Here is a 17,034-nt window from a genome sequence, read left to right as displayed (position 1 = left end):
GAAAGACCCGAAGCGTTTCAATCTCTTGAGGGAGCCTCATGAGTACGCAACAGAACCGGCGCTTCGACGCGCTCGTTTTCATTGGTCGTTTCCAGCCTCCGCATCGTGGTCACCTGAACGTGCTGAAGTCGGCACTGAGCCGGGCCGAGCGCGTGTGCGTGCTGATCGGATCGACCGACAAGCCCCGCACCATCAAGGATCCGTTCTCGTTCGACGAGCGCCGCCAGATGCTGGCTTCGCTGCTCGACGCGTCCGAGCGCGACCGCGTCACCGTCGCGCCGTTGCAGGATTCGACCTACAACGACGGCGACTGGGTGCGCTGGGTGCAGGACGCCGTCGCGTCCGCGCTCGGCGACATCGCGCAGCGCAAGGTCGGGCTGATCGGCCACGAGAAGGACGCAACTTCGTATTACCTGCGGATGTTCCCGCAATGGGAGCTCGTCGACGTCGACGCGACGGAAGACATTTCCGCCACCGAGATCCGGGACCAGTATTTCGCCGAACGCACCAACAGCTTCGTGCAGTGGGCCGTGCCGGAACCCGTGTTCGGCTGGCTCGAGCGTTTCCGCACGCAGCCGGAATTCGCGCAACTGAAGTCGGAAGCCGAATTCATCGCCGGGTATCGCAAGGCATGGGCGGCGGCGCCGTATCCGGTCACGTTCGTGACGGTCGACGCGGTGGTCGTGCACTCGGGCCATATCCTGCTCGTGCGCCGCCGCAGCGAGCCGGGCCGCGGCCTGTGGGCGCTGCCCGGCGGGTTCGTGAACCAGGACGAGCGGCTCGATGCGGCCTGTATTCGCGAGCTGCGCGAAGAAACCGGCCTGAAGCTGCCGGAGCCCGTGCTGCGCGGCTCGATCAAGGATAGCCAGGTGTTCGATCACCCGACGCGTTCGCTGCGCGGCCGCACGATCACGCATGCGTGCCTGTTCAACTTCCCGACCGGCGAGCTGCCGCGCGTGAAGGGCAGCGACGATGCCGACAAGGCGCGCTGGGTGCCGCTCAACGAATTCGCGCAGATGCGCAGCGTGATGTTCGAGGATCACTTCGACATCGCGTATCACTTCCTGGGGAAGCTGTGATCCGCTGATTCCCCGCATTCCGTCCGCCGCGACAGACGCGGCGGCACTTCAACGGCCTAGAGGAGCTCTAGCCATGCAAAACGATCTCGGCGGCTTTGCCGCGGTTCTCGCCAATCCGATCCTCAACACGGATTCGTACAAGGCTTCCCACTTCCTGCAATATCCGCCCGACGCGTCGGCGATGTTCTCGTACGTCGAATCGCGCGGCGGCCGCTATGACCGCACGGTGTTCTTCGGCCTGCAGATGCTGCTGAAGGAATATCTGTGCAAGCCGATCACGCACGCGATGATCGACGAAGCGCGCGATTTCTTCACGGTGCACGGCGAGCCGTTCAACGAAGCAGGGTGGCGCTATATCGTCGAACGCTACGACGGCTACCTGCCGGTGAAGATCCGCGCGGTGCCCGAGGGCTCGGTCGTGCCGGTGCACAACGTGCTGATGACGGTCGAATGCGACGACCCGCAGGTGTTCTGGCTCGCGTCGTATCTCGAGACGATGCTGCTGCGCGTGTGGTATCCGGTGACGGTCGCGACGCGCAGCTGGCACCTGAGGCAGACGATCCGCCGCTTCCTCGAAAAGACCGACGACGATCTCGCGCAACTGCCGTTCAAGCTGCACGACTTCGGCGCGCGCGGTGTATCGAGCGCGGAGTCGGCCGCGATCGGCGGTGCCGCGCATCTCGTGAACTTCATGGGTTCGGATACGGTGCTCGGCGTGCTGGCCGCGAACCGTTTCTACCGGGAGCCGATGGCCGCGTACTCGGTGCCGGCTGCCGAGCACAGCACGATTACATCGTGGGGCCGCGAACACGAAGCCGATGCGTACCGGAACATGATTCGCCGCTTCGGCCTGCCCGGCGCGATCGTGTCGGTCGTGTCGGACTCCTACGATCTGTTCGCGGCGCTCGATCTGTGGGGCGGCGAGCTTCGGCAGGCCGTGCTCGATTCGGGCGCGACCCTGGTCGTGCGGCCCGATTCGGGCCACCCGGTGGCGATCGTGCTGCAGACCGTGCGCGCGCTCGACGCATCGTTCGGCTCGACCGTGAACGGCAAGGGGCGGCGTGTGCTGAATCGCGTGCGCGTGATCCAGGGCGACGGTGTCGACGAACTGTCGATCGAAGCGATTCTGTCCGCGCTCGACGACGCAGGCTATGCGGCTGGCAACGTCGTGTTCGGCATGGGCGGCGGGCTGCTGCAGCAGGTGAACCGCGATACGCAGCGTTTCGCGATGAAGTGCTCGGCGATCCGGCGTGGCGGCGTGTGGCACGACGTCTGCAAGGATCCGGTCACCGATCAGGGCAAGCGCTCGAAGAAGGGGCGGCTCACGTTGCTGCGCCATTTCCGCACCGGTGAGTATCGGACGACGACGCTGCCCGCCGCGTGGGACGACCGGATGCTGGAAGGCGAGTGGGAGGACGCGCTGGAAACGGTGTTCGATACGGGGCGCCTGCTCGTCGATACGTCGTTTGCGCAAGTGCGGGCGAGGGCGCATGCGGGGGAGGTGTGAGGCGGGCGGGGGACGGCGCAAGTGGCTCGGGTCACTTCATTGCCGATACGACGTGATCGCGATGTCGTTTCACTGCGTGCCACCTCAGTGAAGTGCCCTGGATGTCGGCGTGATGCGCGGGTCGCTGCATAGGTGCCGACATCCATCGTTGCAAAGCGGCACCAGTGTCAGTCCGATCTGAAGATACCCCTCATAGCCGGCGCTGTCTTTCGGATACGGTTTCGAGATGATGTGGGTATCCGACCAGATGTTCTCGCGCTTGACGCCGAGTTGTATCAGGTATTCCTTCAGGTTCGCCGCTCGTCGCAGCGCAAGCGCCCGTGGATTGACTTCCCCGATGTAAGCGCCGGCAGTGACGATGCCTCGAATCTCCGCGCCCTGCCATTGACGCGCGCGAATGACCATCTCTGCAATCTTGACGCGATCCTCGTTAGGGATCGCGTCGGAATTGAGCGGGACGCTGTCGAGCATGTCTTCGGAAACGGTACAAGCCGTGGATGAAATCGAAAACGAGAGGCAGGACCAGACCGCGATGCTGATCGCACGTGCAAGAAATGTCACCACAGAATCCTGTCGTCGAAAAATGAAATGTAGCAGGCAAGGCTGTCTGCATTGTCGATCGCTATATCCGGATGCGTTTGAGCCCAGTACTTCAGGCCGGTGCCGAACCCATAGATTTCATCTTCCGAGTTGAATGTGTCGACATAGTGTGTGCATTCATGAATCAGGACCTTCAGCTTGCAGTTGGTAGAAAGCCGAGCATCGGGAAGTGTGCAGAAGTGTGGATAGATCGCGATTATCCGCCGGTGCGAATCGGGTTTGCATACTGCAGCATCCGTGATTCCGTTGTCGGGAAACACTGTGCACGTTATGTTTCTCTTCGTTTGCTCGTCCCACCTGATGACATTCTCAGGTTTCAACTCCTGCATGACGTGCAGAAGTTGGGGTAATCCGGTGTTGAGCCTTCGACGGACTATGTCATCTGATCGGCCAAACCACGTCTGGACGCGGCGCTGTTCTTCCTGATCCCAAGTGGCGAGACCATGAATTCGCTCACGAATCAGGACAATTGCAGCATCGCGCAGCCGAGCAATCAGGCGCCTGAATGCTTTGTTCGACATGTTTTCGCAGATTTGCGCCATGTCGAGTTCGATGGTGTGAGTGGATCCCGGTGTTGTGTTTGTATAAGTGGTTCCGACGCATATCCATTCGTCGCAGTCTTCTTGATGCGTGGTGCCGTGTGAATCGAAGTTTTCGCTCATTGATTCGATAGTTATCCGGAAGAGGAGGAAAACTATCGACTGACGGAGGCATGCTCGTCTATTGGACGTGTACGAATTGCAAAACGAGGTAACCCCAATGACATGCTCTATCGGTGGTCGGCCTGCTTGGCTGCAGATGACGACGGCAGATTGCCGATTCATTCCGTGGTTGTCCGCCCGATTGCCGGGTTTCATCATTCTCCAGCATGGATACGGTGGCTCGCGTCCATCCGCACGCCGCCGCGCGGCTCCGTCCAGATCCGGAGCCCGGCGTGCGTGATGCGCCGGAGCGTTTCGCCCATCGCGTCCGCGAGGCGCGCACGCAGGCTGTCGACGTGGCGCCGGTACGTGCCGTCGACGAGCAACCGGTGGACGACGTTCGCACCGATCTGCGCATGGCCGAACGACGTCGCGAGCTTCAGGTCGACGAGCGCCTCGATCCATTCCGGGCGCTCGGCGACGTAGCCGCAGCGGATCGCGGCCGACAGCGTCTTCGAGAAGCTGCCGATCGACACGACCCGCGACAACCCGTCGAAGGCCGCGAGGCGCGGCGCGGGCGTGCTCTCGAAATCCGCGAAGATGTCGTCCTCGACGATCAGCAGGCCATGTTCGTATCGGACGACGAAGCTGCCCGCCGCCTCGTTGCCAATCAGGCGGCGCGCGTGACGAGCGTGCGCAGCACGGCGTCTGCGTCGAGGTCCCCTTTCAGGACATCCGCAGGCGCCGACGCGAAGTCGATCCAGCCTTCATTGAAGCCGTCGAGCATGCGCATGCGCGGTTCGGGGTAGCGCATCTGCTGCCCATCGAACAGGCCGGCCCATGTGTCGCGGGGGACGGCCTCGGCTTGTACGGGGCGCCCGAGCACGCGGGCGAACGCGGCGGCCAGGTCGTTCGGGCTGACGCGTCGCGGTCCTTCGAGTTCGACGATGCGTGCACCGGACCATTCATCCTGCAGCAGGGCCGCCGCGGTGCGGCCAACGTCTTCGGTGGCAACCATCGGTACCGGCCGGTCGAGCGGCTGGAGAAAGCTGCGGATCACGCCGACGTCGCGCGCGGTCGAGACGTCCCATGCGGCGTTTTCGAGGAACCATGCGGGACGCAGGAACGCGACGGGCATCGGCAGGTCGCGGAACGCTTGCTCGATCATCGTCAACTGCGTCAACAGGTTCACCTGCGTCGCCTGCGCGCCGATCGTCGACAGGCAAACGACCTTGCGCGGCCGAGCGGCGCGCAACGCCGCGCCGACGGCGTCGATGACCGCGCGCGTTTCAGGGAATCCGGGCGACGGATCGAAGCAAGGCGGCAGCAGCACGAATACGCCGGCCGTGTTCGAGAAGGCCGTTGTCAGCGCGGCGGCGTCGGTCATGTCGGCGAGTGCGATGTCGCAGCCGCGCGCGGCCCACGGCGCGGCGCGATTGGCGTCGCGCGCAACGGCCCGTACGGGCTGGCCCGCGGTGAGCAATGCCCGGGCGAGCGTGCCGCCGACCTGTCCGGTGATGCCGGTAATGGCGTACATGATTCGAAATCCTCATCGAGAAGTGGAGAAGACGGATGCCGGAACGATCGGGGTTGCCGTCGCGATGCATCGGGTTGCATGATAGGGATCGGTGATTCCTGATGGAATCGAATCCATGTCATTTGATTGGTGATCTTTTGTCATGAGTGAAATCATGAGCATCGACGGGCGGATCCTGGCGAACGTGGGCGTGCTCGCCGCGATCGTCGAAAGCGGCAGCTTCGCGCGTGCGGCCGATGCGCTCGGCCTGTCGCCGTCGGGTGTCAGCCGGGCCGTGGGCCGGCTGGAGGCGCGGGTCGGTGTGCGGCTGCTCGACCGCACGACGCGGTCGGTCACGCTGACGGACGAGGGGCGTCGCCTGTACGAGGACATCGGCCCGCTGCTCGCCGGCATCGGCGACGCGGTCACGCTGGCCGCCGGTTCGGCCGCGGCGGTGCGCGGCAGGCTGCGCGTGAATGTCGACGCGTATTTTTCCCGGCGGGTGCTGGCCCCGCATCTCCCCGCGTTCCTGGCGCGCCATCCCGATCTGTCGCTTGAACTGGCGGCGCGCGAGCAACTCGGCGATCTGGTTGCAGAAGGATTCGACGTCGCGGTGCGGTTCGGCGAACCGCCGTCGTCGTCGCTGGTGGCGCGCAAGCTGCTGGAGACGCGCGCGGTGACGGTCGCCGCACCCGCGTACGTGAAACGATACGGGCGTCCCGAGGCGCCAGCCGACCTCGTCGGCCATGCGTGCATCCAGATGCGCAACACGCTGACCGGCCAGCCGCTCGAATGGGTCTATCAGCTCGGCCGCAAGCGCGTGCCGGTGAAGACGACGGGCAGGCTGCTCGTCAACGACGCCGGCACGATGCTCGGCGCATGCCTGGCCGGCGTCGGCATTGCACGCTTCAAGGCGAGCGGGGTGGCGGGCCTGATCGAACAGGGGCGGCTCGTCGAGCTGCTTGCGGATTGGCGCGGCGAGGCGTTCCCGCTGTTCGCGTACTACCCGTCGCGCCACTTGCCGCCCGCGAAGGTGCGGGCGTTCGTCGATTTCGTCGCGGAGATCGTGGCGCCCGGCAGCTAGCGCGCGCCCGCCGTCACGATTCGCGGGCGAGCATGCGCCCGGTCGTGTCCGCCGCCCGCACCGCCTCCATCGCCCGCGCCAGCGCATCGAACACCGCCGGCCCCTTGCAGCGCGACACGTTGAAGCGCAGGTACGACGTTGCATTGTGCGACGCGCTGAACACGTTGCCGGGCGCGAGCACCACGTCGTGATCCAGCGCATGGCGCGCGACGCGCGCGGCGTCGAGCCCGTCGGGCAGCTCCGCCCACACGAACAGGCCGCCGCGCGGCTCCGTCCAGATCCGGAGCCCGGCGCGCGTGACGCGCCGGAGCGTTTCGCCCATCGCGTCCGCGAGGCGCGCACGCAGGCTGTCGACGTGGCGCCGGTACGTGCCGTCGACGAGCAACCGGTGGACGACGTTCGCACCGATCTGCGCATGGCCGAACGACGTTGCGAGCTTCAGGTCGACGAGCGCCTCGATCCATTCCGGGCGCGCGGCGACGTAACCGCAGCGGATCGCGGCCGACAGCGTCTTCGAGAAGCTGCCGATCGACACGACCCGCGACAGCCCGTCGAAGGCCGCGAGGCGCGGCGCGGGCGTGCTCTCGAAATCCGCGAAGATGTCGTCCTCGACGATCAGCAGGCCATGCTCGGCCGCGAGCGTCAGCAGCCGGTGCGCGATGGGTGCCGAGAGCGTTGCGCCTGTCGGGTTGTGCAGCGCGGCGTTGGTGATGTAAAGACGCGGCCGGTGCTCGGCGAGCACCTGCTCGAAGCGCGCGAGATCGGGGCCGGTCGGCGTGTACGGGACGCTGACGATCCGCGCACGGTGCGCGCGCAGCAGTGCCTGGAAGTTGAAATAGCACGGATCGTCGAGCACGACCGTGTCGCCCGGCTCCAGCAGCAGCCGGCAGACGAGATCGAGCGCGTGCGAGCCGCCGTCGGTCAGCATGATCTGCGTGGGTTCGGCCTGAACGCCGTGCTGCGCGAGCCGCCAGGCGAGCTGCTGGCGCATCGCGGGCAGGCCGAGCGGTGTCGCGTAGTCGGTCAGTGCATCGGATTCGTCGCGCGACGCGGCGCGCAGTGCGCGGCGCAGGCTCTCGTCCGGCAGCCACGACGGCGGCAGCCATCCGCAACCGGGCTTGACCGACCTGGGCGCCGCTTCGAGCGACTGGCGCGACAGCCACAGCGGATCGAGCCCGCGATCGAGCTGCGGGCCGAGATCGGCGAGCGCGAGCGGCGGCGCGTGCCCCGACACGTAGAATCCCGAGCCGCGCCGCGCGACGAGCACGCCTTCGCTCGCGAGCCGCTCGTACGCATCGACGACGGTCGATTTCGACACGCCGAGCGCGTCCGCCATCATCCGGATCGACGGCACGCGCGCGCCGGGCACCAGCGCGCGGCTCGCGATTCGTGCGCGCAACGTATCCATCACGGTTTCCACGCGCGTGCGCGACGGGGTGGGCGGAACGGGAAGCGGGGCGGCCTGGCTCATGGTGAAGATCGAACTGTACGGCCGGTTGTCCAGTACAGTTTGTCGGGATTGTATTGGGCTGTAGCTTACGCGCTTTTCGCGGGCGGCGGATCATCGGTCATCCACCTTCCCCGTTCAGGATTTCCCGTGCAAAAGACGACCGACGGATGGCTCAGCGGCCTGCTGGGCGTGATCATCTTCAGTGGCTCGCTGCCCGCGACGCGTATCGCGGTGCAGGGGCTCGACCCGCTGTTCCTCACCTTTGCGCGCGCGACGATCGCCGGCGCGCTCGGCCTGCTGCTGCTCGTCGTGCTGAAGCAGCGGCGGCCGACGCGTGCCGAGGCCGTGTCGCTGGCCATCGTCGCGCTCGGGGTCGTGATCGGCTTTCCGCTGCTGACGGCGCTCGCGCTGAAGCACGTGACATCGGCGCACGCGATCGTGTTCGTCGGGTTGCTGCCGCTCGCGACCGCGCTGTTCGGCGTGTGGCGCGGCGGCGAACGGCCGCAGCTGCCGTTCTGGATTTTTTCGATCATCGGCAGCGGCGCGGTGGCCGCGTTTGCGCTGCGCAATGGCGGCCAGGCGTCGGTAGCGGGCGATGCGCTGATGCTGGCTGCGATCGTCGCATGCGGGCTGGGTTACGCGGAGGGTGCACGCCTGTCGCGCGAGCTCGGTGGGTGGCAGGTGATCTCGTGGGCGCTCGTGCTGTCGCTGCCACTGATGCTGCCGCTCGCGTGGCTCACCCGGCCCGTATCGTTCGACGGCGTCGATTCCGCCGCGCTGTGGGGGCTCGCGTACGTGTCGCTGTTCAGCATGCTGATCGGCTTCGTGTTCTGGTATCGCGGGCTCGCGCTCGGCGGGATCGCAGGCGTCGGCCAGCTGCAGCTGCTGCAGCCGTTCTTCGGCCTGCTGCTGGCGGCCGGGCTCCTGCACGAGGCAGTGCCGTCGTCGATGGTGGTGGTGACGGTCGTCGTGGTCGGCTGCGTGGCCGGCGCGAAATACTTCTCGAAAATGGCGCCCGTGCGGCGCGTGGGCTGACGTACAAGCCTGAACCGATGCGCGGGCGCGACCGGTCGAAGGTCGCGCCTGCGCGCCCTCAATTGTCCGGCGTGCACACGCGCAAGCGGTGGCCGTCCGGATCGAGCGCGACGAACGTCAGGCCGAACACGGCCGTCATCGGCTCCTGCTCGAACGGCACGCCGAGCGCCTTCCACGCTTCATGCAGCCGCCTGACTTCGCGATCGTCGTCGACCATGAATGCCAGTTCCGACCGGTGGCCGGTGCCGCCCGACACGAAGTCGCGCGCGCTGGTCGACCACAGCCCCAGATGCAGGCCGCTGTCGAACGTGAATGCCGCATAGGTAGGAAATGCGGCGACGGGCGGGCGCCCGAACAGGCGCTCGTAGAACTGCGCACTGCGCGCCGGGTCCTCGACATACAGAAGAACGAGATTCGGGGAAGTCATGCGGAGCCATCCTGGGTTCGATTAAGATGCGTGTCATTCTATGAACGGATACTGCCAGAAAGTGGCAGCATGAAACGATGACGCGTGCCGAACGATTGCTCTCGCTGCTGCAGGTGCTGCGGCGTCACCGCCGCCCGGTGAGCGGCCGCGTGCTGGCCGGGGAGCTCGGCATCAGCCTCCGTACGGTCTATCGCGATATCGCGTCGCTGCAGGCACAGGGCGCGGACATCGAAGGCGAGCCCGGTGTCGGCTATGTGCTGCGTGCGGGGTTCATGCTGCCGCCGCTGATGTTTTCGCAGATGGAACTGGAAGCGCTGATGCTCGGTTTTCGCTGGGTCGGGAAGTTTGCGGATGCGCAGCTCACGGCGGCTGCTTCCGATGCACTCGCGAAGATTTCAGCCGTGCTGCCGGCCGAGCTGCGCCGCGAGATGGAATGCACGACGCTGCTCGTCGGCCCGCGCACGATCGTGGATCGGGAAACGGTCGACATGGGGGGCGTGCGCGCGGCGATCCGTACCGAAAGCAAGCTCGGGATCCGCTACGCGGGCGAGGGTCGGAAAACGATCGGCGAACGGATCGTGTGGCCGTTCGCGCTCGGCTATTTCAATGACGTGCGTATCCTGGCGGCGTGGTGCGAAGACCGGAACGATTTCCGGCATTTCCGGACGGATCGCATCGTCGCGCTTGAACCGCTGGACGAGCGCTATCCACGGCGACGCGCGGCGTTGCTGAAGGCGTGGCGCGAGGCGGGTGCCGACGTGCGCGTGACGGTGAAGTAGCGCGCACGTCGGCGGCGGGACGGAGAAAGGGCCGCGCATCGCGCGCCCCGTTCCATGCGGCCGCTCGACCGCACGCGCCAGTGTGCTCAGGCGACGTGCGCCACGCCGTATTGCGCGGACAGGTACCGCCGGATATCGGCAGGCGAATCGATGAAGCGCCTGCCGTTGTGCTCCCGAATCGCGAGCGTGTCGTCGTCCGGCACCTGTCCGTCGCCGAGCACGAGCACGGGTGCCGACTGGTTATCCGCACCGATCAGCGTGACGATCGGCTGGCGCGGACGCGGTGCGTCGATGTATTCGACGTCGACGGCGTCGCGCAACTGCGGATAGAAGCTCAGCAGCCCTTCGACGGAAACCGAATCGCCGCAGTAGAAAGGACCTTCGGAGTCCTTGAAGAAACCCGGACGGAGAATGAACAGTGTGTCTTTCATGATGGTCTCGCTATGACAGGGGAAAAAACGTCGAAGAAAACGTGATGCGGGGTGGCCTGCGGGACGTCGCCGGACGTCACGCTTCCGAGAGCGTGGTGGCGCGCATTCTCGTGAAGCCGGCGGCGAGGTCGGCAGTCATGTCGTCGGGATGCTCGAGCCCCGCATGAATCCGCAGCAGCGGGCCGGACGCCGCCCATTGGGTGGCGGTGCGGTTACGAGCCGGATTGGACGGGATGATCAGGCTTTCGAAGCCGCCCCAGCTGTACCCCATGCCAAAGCACGTCATGCCGTCGAGCAGGGCGCGCACGGCCTCGTCGGCCTGCGGATGCAGCACCACGCCGAACAGCCCGCATGCGCCCGTGAAATCGCGCTGCCACAGCGCATGGCCGGCGTCGCCGGGGCGCGCCGGATACAGGATCTGCGCGACTTCCGGCTGCTGCGACAGCCAGTCGGTCAACACTTGCGCGTTGCGCTGATGCCGTTCGAGCCGGACCGACAGCGTACGCAGGCCGCGCAGCGCGAGATACGCGTCGTCGCCGCTGACGGTCATGCCGAGCTGCCGGTAGAAGCGCGTGACCTTCGGCGCGAGTGCCTCGGTCGTCAGAATCGCTCCCATCAGTACGTCCGAGTGCCCGGCGATGTACTTGGTCGCGGCGTGAATCGACACGTCGACGCCATGCGAAAACGAGCGGAAATTCAGTGGCGTGCCCCATGTGTTGTCGAGCAGCACGACCGCGCCGTGCCGGTGCGCGACGCGGCAGATGGCCGGAATATCCTGCACTTCGAAGGTCAGCGAGCCCGGCGATTCTGCGAATACCGCGCGCGTGTTCGGCTGCATCAGCGACGCGATGTCCGGGCCGATCGTCGGATCGTAGTACGTCGTCGCGATACCGAGACGCGCCAGCGTTTCGTCGCAAAACGACCGGGTTGGGTCGTACACCGAGTCGGCCATCAGCAGATGGTCGCCCGGATTCAGCACCGCGAGCAGGGCGGTCGTGATCGCGCTCAGGCCGCTGGGTGTCAGCAAGGCGGTGTGCGCGCCTTCGAGCCGCGCGAGCGCTTTCTCGAGCGCGCGCGTGGTCGGGCTGCCATGGCGCCCGTACGCAAGCGGCGTGCCGCGTACGGCGTCGAGCGCGTCGGTGCCGTGAAAGAGCAGCGTCGACTGGCGATAGACCGGCGGGTTGACCGGCGAGCCGGGCTGGCCGTGCGAGCGGCCTTCATGGGCGAGAACGGTGTCGGGCGAATGCAGGTGGTTCAAGATGTCTCCTTTGGGTGTCGATCAATCGAAGCGGGGCAACTGTCGCGCGGTCAATGCAGGATCTTGTCGAGGAAGTCGCGCGCGCGGTCGGAGCGCGGCGCCGCGAAGAACCGGTCGCTGGCCGCGTCCTCGACCACCGCGCCCTGGTCCATGAAGATCACGCGATGCGCGACCTTCCGCGCAAAGCCCATTTCATGCGTGACGCATACCATCGTCATACCGTCGCGCGCGAGTTCGACCATCACGTCGAGCACCTCGTTGATCATCTCGGGGTCGAGCGCGGAGGTCGGCTCGTCGAACAGCATCGCGACCGGGTTCATCGACAGGGCGCGCGCAATCGCGACGCGCTGCTGCTGCCCGCCGGACAACTGCCCCGGATACTTGTGCGCGTGCGCCTTCAGGCCGACACGGTCGAGCAGCTTCATGGCGTTCTCGACGGCCTCGTCCTTGCGGCGGCCGAGTACCTTGATCTGCGCAAGCGTCAGGTTGTCGGTGATCGACAGGTGCGGGAACAGCTCGAAATGCTGGAACACCATGCCGACTCGGGCGCGCAATTGCGCAAGCTTCGCGGCGGGATCGCCGAGCCGCGTGCCGTCGACGGTGATGCTGCCTTTCTGGAACGGTTCGAGACCGTTGATCGTCTTGATCAGCGTCGATTTTCCGGAGCCCGACGGCCCGCACACGACGACCACTTCGCCCTTCGAAACCGCCGCGCTGCATGCCGAGAGCACCTGGTGCTTGCCATACCATTTCGATACGTTGTCGAGCGTAATCATGTTCTGTCCGTCGATGGAGTTCATGTGAAGGTCGGTCGCGTTCAATGCGTGGACGGCAGCGCGAGGCGCGTCTCGACGCGACCCTGAAGCCGCGTGAGCAGCGTGCTGAGGACCCAGTAGATCGCGGCTGCGGCGAGATAGAGCGGCAGCGGCTGGAACGTCGCGGCGATCACCTCCTGCGTCGAGCGCAGCAATTCGGTGACGGTGATCACGGAGACCAGCGACGTGTCCTTGATCAGGCTGATCAGCGTGTTGCCGAGGCTCGGCACCGCGAGGCGCAGCGCTTGCGGACAGACGATGTAGCGCAGCGTCTGCATGTGCGTGAGACCGAGACTGTGGGCGGCCGCCCATTGCCCGCGGCCGATGCCGAGAATCGCGCCGCGCATGCTCTCGGACAGGTAGGCGCCTGCGTTGAGCGTCAGCGTGAAGATGCCGGCCGTCGTGGGATCGAGCGTGATGCCGAGATCGGGCAGCCCGTAGTAGACGACGAACATCTGCACGAGCAGCGGGGTGCCGCGCATCAGGCTGACGTAGCCTTGCGCGAGGCTGGCGGCAAGCCGGTTGCTGCCGATGCGCATGATCGCGATCACGAGCCCGACGACGAGACCCAGCGCCATCGACGCGACGGCGAACTTCAGCGTGAGCATGGCGCCCTTGACCATCACGGGCAGCGTATGTACGACCAGTTGGAGTGCTTCCATTGCGTGTCTCCTGATTGTGTGCCGGACGCCCCGCGCGTTCGTGCATTCCGTGCGCGCGGGCGTGGGGCGGGCTGCGTTATTGCGTCACCGGCTTGGTCGTGTCCGCGCCGAACCACTGCATCGAGATCTTCTTCAGCGTGCCGTCCTGCTGCAGCGATGTCACTGCGTCGTCGATCGCCTTCGCGAATTTCGGATTGCCCTTGCGGAACGGGATGCCCATCCGGTCCTCGCCGCCCGCGAGCACGGAGCCCGGGCGCAGCGGCAGGTGCGAGTTCTTGACCAGGTAGCTGAGCATCAGGCGATCGTTGACCGCCGCGTCGATCCGGCCGGCCGCGAGGTCACGCAGGTTTTCCGGCGTACCGGGGTAGACCTGCAGGTCGATCGCGGGCACGGTCTTGACCAGATCGACGTAGTTGCTGCCCATCGTCACGCCGACCTTCTTGCCCTTCAGTTCGTCGAGCGACTTGAATGTGCGCGCATCGTTTTGCCGTTGCAGCAACTGCGCGGACGAATACACGTACGGCGCGCTGAAGTCGAGCGCCTGCTGGCGCGACGGGGTGATCGCGACCTGGTTGACGATCACGTCGAACTTGCCGGCCTGCAGACCGGCAAGAATCCCGCTCCATTCGGTCGTCACGAACTGCGGTTTCACGCCGAGGCGGCCGGCAACCGCCTTCGCGACGTCGACGTCGAAACCCTCGAGATGGCCGTCGGCATTGCGGTAGTCGAACGGCGGGTAGGTGCCTTCCAGCGCGATCTTCAGCACACCGGCCTGCTTGACGGTGTCGAGCAGGTCAGCGGCGTGCGATGTCGCGGTCGCGATGCAGAGGAGGGCGGCCGCGATGCCTTGCTTGAACGTCGGGATGAAGTGCTTCATGGTTGTCTCCGGGGTTGTTTTAGAAAATTCAGGGTGTACGACGCCGCGGCGACAGGCGGCGTCGCCGTGAGCGGAAAGTCGGTGAAGCGTGAGGTGGCGGGCGCGGCTGTCCGCCGTGCGCGATGCCGTGCGTTACGGCATGCGTTCGTGGGCGACGAAGGACGGGTGCGCGTACGGATGGATGACACAGGCGCGTGAGCAGCAGCGAAGGCCGGCGTGCGCGGCGAAGCGTTCAAGCGTGCGATTCATGATTGCCCGTGCAGCATTGCGAGTGTGGTGGACCGGATGCATCGTCGATGCGTATCCGGCGACAGGAATGCGGTGCGACTGAGGGCAATCTTAGTTTTGTCAAAAGGGAATGTGTTTCCAAAGTTGCGTGCACTTTTCACGCGGCGTGGAATGTTTTTCTCTGCGCGCGAGAGGTGGCGCATGCGATCTGCTGCGGTTGCGCGCGATGAGAAGGATCAGGTGCTACGGTACGGGCCGACGGTTGCTCCAGGTTGTTATCCGGACGACGTCGAAAAGCAAAACGGCCAGGCTGCCGTGAGGGGCAAGCCTGGCCGTTGGCCGTCGCTACGCGGGTTACGCGTTACTCGAACGTTTCGAGCGCGAGCAATTCGTCGATCGTCTGCCGGCGGCGGATCAGCCGCGGCGCGCCGCGATCGACGAGCACTTCCGGCGCGAGCGGCCGGCTGTTGTAGTTCGATGACATCGACGCGCCGTAAGCACCTGCATCGTGCAGGAACAGCAGGTCGCCGATTTGCGGCTGCGCCAGCTTGCGGTGCGTGACCACGCCGCCCGCGTCCTGCGTGAACACGTCGCCCGATTCGCACAGCGGCCCCGCGATCGCGAGATCGACGAGCGGCCGTCCGGCGGGCAGCGCGCCATCGTGCGTGTGCACCGACACCGCGTGGTAGCTGCCGTACATCGACGGGCGCATCAGGTCGTTGAAGCCCGCGTCGATCAGCACGAAGTCGTGCTTCGGCCGGCGGTTGACGGCCTGCACTTCGGTGACGAGCGTGCCGGCTTCGGCGACGAGGAAGCGGCCCGGCTCGATTTCGATGCGCACCGGGTGGCCGAGATGACGCTCGATCCGCTTGCGCGCGGCGTCCCACTGGCTGAAGTAATGACCGACGTCGACGCGCGGCTCGCCGTCGCGATACGGGATCGACAGGCCGCCGCCGGCCGAGATCGCGTCGATGTCGTGGCCGAGCGACGTGACGAGATCGACCATCGCATCGCACACCTGCGACAGATGGCCGTAGTCGACGCCCGAACCGATGTGCATGTGAATGCCGACGAGCTTCAGCCCGTACTGACGCACGATCTCGATCGCGCGCGGCACGTCGTCGATCCAGATGCCGTGCTTGCTCTGCGGGCCGCCGGTGTTGGTCTTGTTGCTGTGGCCGTGGCCGAAACCGGGGTTGACGCGCAGCCACACGCGGTGGCCCGGCGCATGCTCGCCGATGCGCGCGAGCATGTCGAGCGAACCGGCGTTCACGGTCACGCCATGCTTCAGCACGGCCGCGAGCGTCGGTCGGTCGATCAGGTCGGCCGTGAACACGACGCCTTCCGGTTCGCCTGCCGGGCTGAAGCCGGCCGCGAGGCTGCGCTCGATCTCGCCGAGCGATACCGCGTCGACGCACGCGCCTTCCTCGCGCATCAGCTTCAGGATATGGACGTTCGAGTTCGCCTTCTGCGCGTAGCGGATCACGTCGAACTGGCGCAGTTGGGCGATGCGGTCGCGGATGACGTCGGCGTCGTACACCCACAGCGGGGTGCCGTATTGCTGCGCGAGCGTCGCGAGCTGGCGGGAATCGAGGGACATGGCGGATGAATCGGGTCGAATGAACGGATAACGGGAATGATGCACCTGATCGGCTATACAGTAAAATGCCTGAATATCGACAATCGATTCACATTTGATATAGACGATCATGCTCACGCACCGCCATATCGAGGTCTTTCGCGCGCTGATGGTCACCGGCAGCACGACGCGCGCGGCCGAGATGCTCTATACGTCGCAACCGACGATCAGCCGCGAGCTTGCGCGCATGGAGCAGGTCGTCGGCTTCGCGCTGTTCGAGCGCGCGCACGGCCGGCTGCGGCCGACGATGGCCGCGCTGACGCTGTTCGACGACGTGCGGCTCGCGTATGTGGGGCTTGAGCGCGTCGCGGCAACCGCCGCGCGCCTGCGCGAGTTTCGCGACGGTCAGTTGTCGGTGATCGCGCTGCCGGCGTTCTCGCACGCGATCCTGCCCGGTGCATGCCGGCGTTTCAGCGAGAAGCACGCGGGTGTCAGCGTGTCGGTGGCGACGCAGGAATCGCCGGTGATCGAAGAGTGGCTGACCGCGCAGCGTTACGACCTCGGGTTGACCGAGCGCGACGTCGCGCCGGCCGGCACGGTGCTCACGCCGCTGCTCGAATTCGATGAAGTGTGCGTGCTGCCCGACGGCCATCCGCTCCTCGCGCAGGACGCGATCGATCTGCTGGATCTCGCGGATCGCCCGTTCGTGAGCCTGTCGCTGAACGATCCGTACCGCATCCTGATCGACGAGGCGTTCGCGCAGCTCGGCGTGGCGCCGCGCTCGGTCGTCGAAACCCCGTCGGCCGTGTCGGTGTGCGCGTTCGTGCGGCAGGGGCTCGGTGCCGCGATCGTCAATCCGCTGACCGCGCTCGATTTCGTCGGGCGCGACCTGCACGTGCGGCCGCTCACGCGATCGTTTCCGTACCGGGTCAGCGTGATCGTGCCCGAGCACCGGCCCAAGAGCCTGCTCGTCGATGCGTTTGCCGACGCATTGCGCAGCGAGGCGAAGGCGATTCGCCGCCGGTTGGCCGCGCTCCTCGGCTGACGCGGCCGTATGATCGGTGTT

17 protein-coding genes and 1 pseudogene are annotated in these 17,034 nt (G+C 66.0%); 6 read left to right on the top strand and 12 right to left on the bottom strand.

Going from position 1 to position 17,034, the window contains the following annotated elements:
* Nucleotides 1-38 precede the first annotated feature (38 nt).
* Nucleotides 39-1,079 carry a bifunctional nicotinamide-nucleotide adenylyltransferase/Nudix hydroxylase gene (locus C5O79_RS19595; RefSeq protein WP_122476426.1) on the top strand — a complete coding sequence of 347 codons (1,041 nt, stop codon included), beginning with the start codon at nt 39-41 and terminating at the stop codon, nt 1,077-1,079.
* Nucleotides 1,080-1,152: 73 nt separating this feature from the next.
* The gene (locus C5O79_RS19590; protein ID WP_122476424.1) at nt 1,153-2,586 is read left to right on the top strand and encodes a nicotinate phosphoribosyltransferase; all 1,434 of its coding nucleotides are present in this window, start codon (nt 1,153-1,155) and stop codon (nt 2,584-2,586) included.
* 84 nt (nt 2,587-2,670) lie between these two features.
* Here the strand turns inward: C5O79_RS19590 and C5O79_RS19585 are convergent, their stop codons facing one another.
* The 4 genes and pseudogenes from C5O79_RS19585 to C5O79_RS19570 all read right to left on the bottom strand — a co-directional run bounded on the left by C5O79_RS19585 (nt 2,671) and on the right by C5O79_RS19570 (nt 5,364).
* Complete coding sequence (locus C5O79_RS19585) at nt 2,671-3,147, bottom strand: hypothetical protein (RefSeq protein ID WP_046548350.1); 477 nt, start codon at nt 3,145-3,147, stop codon at nt 2,671-2,673.
* A complete protein-coding gene (locus tag C5O79_RS19580) occupies nt 3,144-3,848 on the bottom strand; it encodes a M35 family metallo-endopeptidase (RefSeq protein WP_046548349.1) in 705 nt (234 codons plus the stop codon). Before C5O79_RS19580 ends, C5O79_RS19585 begins: the two co-directional genes overlap by 4 nt.
* 233 nt (nt 3,849-4,081) lie before the next feature.
* Nucleotides 4,082-4,459: pseudogene (locus C5O79_RS19575) on the bottom strand (aminotransferase class I/II-fold pyridoxal phosphate-dependent enzyme); the annotation flags it as partial.
* Between the two features lie 38 nt (nt 4,460-4,497).
* Entirely contained in the window at nt 4,498-5,364 is an 867-nt protein-coding gene (locus tag C5O79_RS19570) for an NmrA family NAD(P)-binding protein (RefSeq protein ID WP_122476418.1), read from the bottom strand.
* Nucleotides 5,365-5,518: 154 nt separating this feature from the next.
* Between C5O79_RS19570 and C5O79_RS19565 the strand changes: the two genes are divergently transcribed.
* Entirely contained in the window at nt 5,519-6,427 is a 909-nt protein-coding gene (locus C5O79_RS19565) for a LysR family transcriptional regulator (RefSeq protein ID WP_071333576.1), read from the top strand.
* A 13-nt stretch (nt 6,428-6,440) separates the two neighbouring features.
* On the opposite strand, the gene C5O79_RS19560 is transcribed toward C5O79_RS19565, so the two are convergent.
* A complete protein-coding gene (locus C5O79_RS19560) occupies nt 6,441-7,898 on the bottom strand; it encodes a PLP-dependent aminotransferase family protein (protein WP_122476415.1) in 1,458 nt (485 codons plus the stop codon).
* Between the two features lie 126 nt (nt 7,899-8,024).
* Here C5O79_RS19560 and C5O79_RS19555 point away from each other — a divergent pair, with 126 nt between their 5' ends.
* Complete coding sequence (locus C5O79_RS19555; protein ID WP_047849637.1) at nt 8,025-8,912, top strand: DMT family transporter; 888 nt, start codon at nt 8,025-8,027, stop codon at nt 8,910-8,912.
* A 58-nt stretch (nt 8,913-8,970) separates the two neighbouring features.
* On the opposite strand, the gene C5O79_RS19550 is transcribed toward C5O79_RS19555, so the two are convergent.
* Nucleotides 8,971-9,339, bottom strand: a complete 369-nt coding sequence (locus C5O79_RS19550; protein ID WP_122476413.1) for a VOC family protein — start codon at nt 9,337-9,339, stop codon at nt 8,971-8,973.
* A gap of 77 nt (nt 9,340-9,416) precedes the next feature.
* Here C5O79_RS19550 and C5O79_RS19545 point away from each other — a divergent pair, with 77 nt between their 5' ends.
* The gene (locus C5O79_RS19545; RefSeq protein ID WP_122476411.1) at nt 9,417-10,118 is read left to right on the top strand and encodes a YafY family protein; all 702 of its coding nucleotides are present in this window, start codon (nt 9,417-9,419) and stop codon (nt 10,116-10,118) included.
* 86 nt (nt 10,119-10,204) lie between these two features.
* Here the strand turns inward: C5O79_RS19545 and C5O79_RS19540 are convergent, their stop codons facing one another.
* The 6 genes from C5O79_RS19540 to lysA form a co-directional block, all read right to left on the bottom strand.
* Entirely contained in the window at nt 10,205-10,549 is a 345-nt protein-coding gene (locus tag C5O79_RS19540) for a DUF3088 domain-containing protein (RefSeq protein ID WP_122476409.1), read from the bottom strand.
* Nucleotides 10,550-10,625: 76 nt separating this feature from the next.
* Nucleotides 10,626-11,807 (bottom strand): cystathionine beta-lyase, encoded by a 1,182-nt coding sequence (gene metC / locus C5O79_RS19535; protein ID WP_122476406.1) that lies wholly within the window; start codon nt 11,805-11,807, stop codon nt 10,626-10,628.
* Between the two features lie 50 nt (nt 11,808-11,857).
* On the bottom strand, nt 11,858-12,583 hold the full coding sequence (locus C5O79_RS19530; protein WP_122477484.1) for an amino acid ABC transporter ATP-binding protein: 726 nt from the start codon (nt 12,581-12,583) through the stop codon (nt 11,858-11,860).
* Nucleotides 12,584-12,624: 41 nt separating this feature from the next.
* Nucleotides 12,625-13,284: an amino acid ABC transporter permease gene (locus C5O79_RS19525; protein WP_122476403.1), complete on the bottom strand. Its 660-nt coding sequence runs from the start codon at nt 13,282-13,284 to the stop codon at nt 12,625-12,627.
* Nucleotides 13,285-13,360: 76 nt separating this feature from the next.
* On the bottom strand, nt 13,361-14,161 hold the full coding sequence (locus C5O79_RS19520; protein WP_122476401.1) for a transporter substrate-binding domain-containing protein: 801 nt from the start codon (nt 14,159-14,161) through the stop codon (nt 13,361-13,363).
* Nucleotides 14,162-14,750: 589 nt separating this feature from the next.
* A complete protein-coding gene (gene lysA, locus C5O79_RS19515) occupies nt 14,751-15,989 on the bottom strand; it encodes a diaminopimelate decarboxylase (RefSeq protein ID WP_046548343.1) in 1,239 nt (412 codons plus the stop codon).
* Between the two features lie 109 nt (nt 15,990-16,098).
* Between lysA and C5O79_RS19510 the strand changes: the two genes are divergently transcribed.
* Nucleotides 16,099-17,013, top strand: a complete 915-nt coding sequence (locus C5O79_RS19510; protein WP_046548342.1) for a LysR family transcriptional regulator — start codon at nt 16,099-16,101, stop codon at nt 17,011-17,013.
* The last annotated feature ends 21 nt before the right edge of the window (nt 17,014-17,034 follow it).

This window comes from Burkholderia sp. SRS-25, from assembly GCF_004343765.1.
In the GTDB taxonomy this organism is placed as follows: domain Bacteria; phylum Pseudomonadota; class Gammaproteobacteria; order Burkholderiales; family Burkholderiaceae; genus Burkholderia; species Burkholderia contaminans.
Note: the sequence above shows the minus strand (reverse complement) of the source record. Positions and strands in the feature narration are given on the sequence as shown.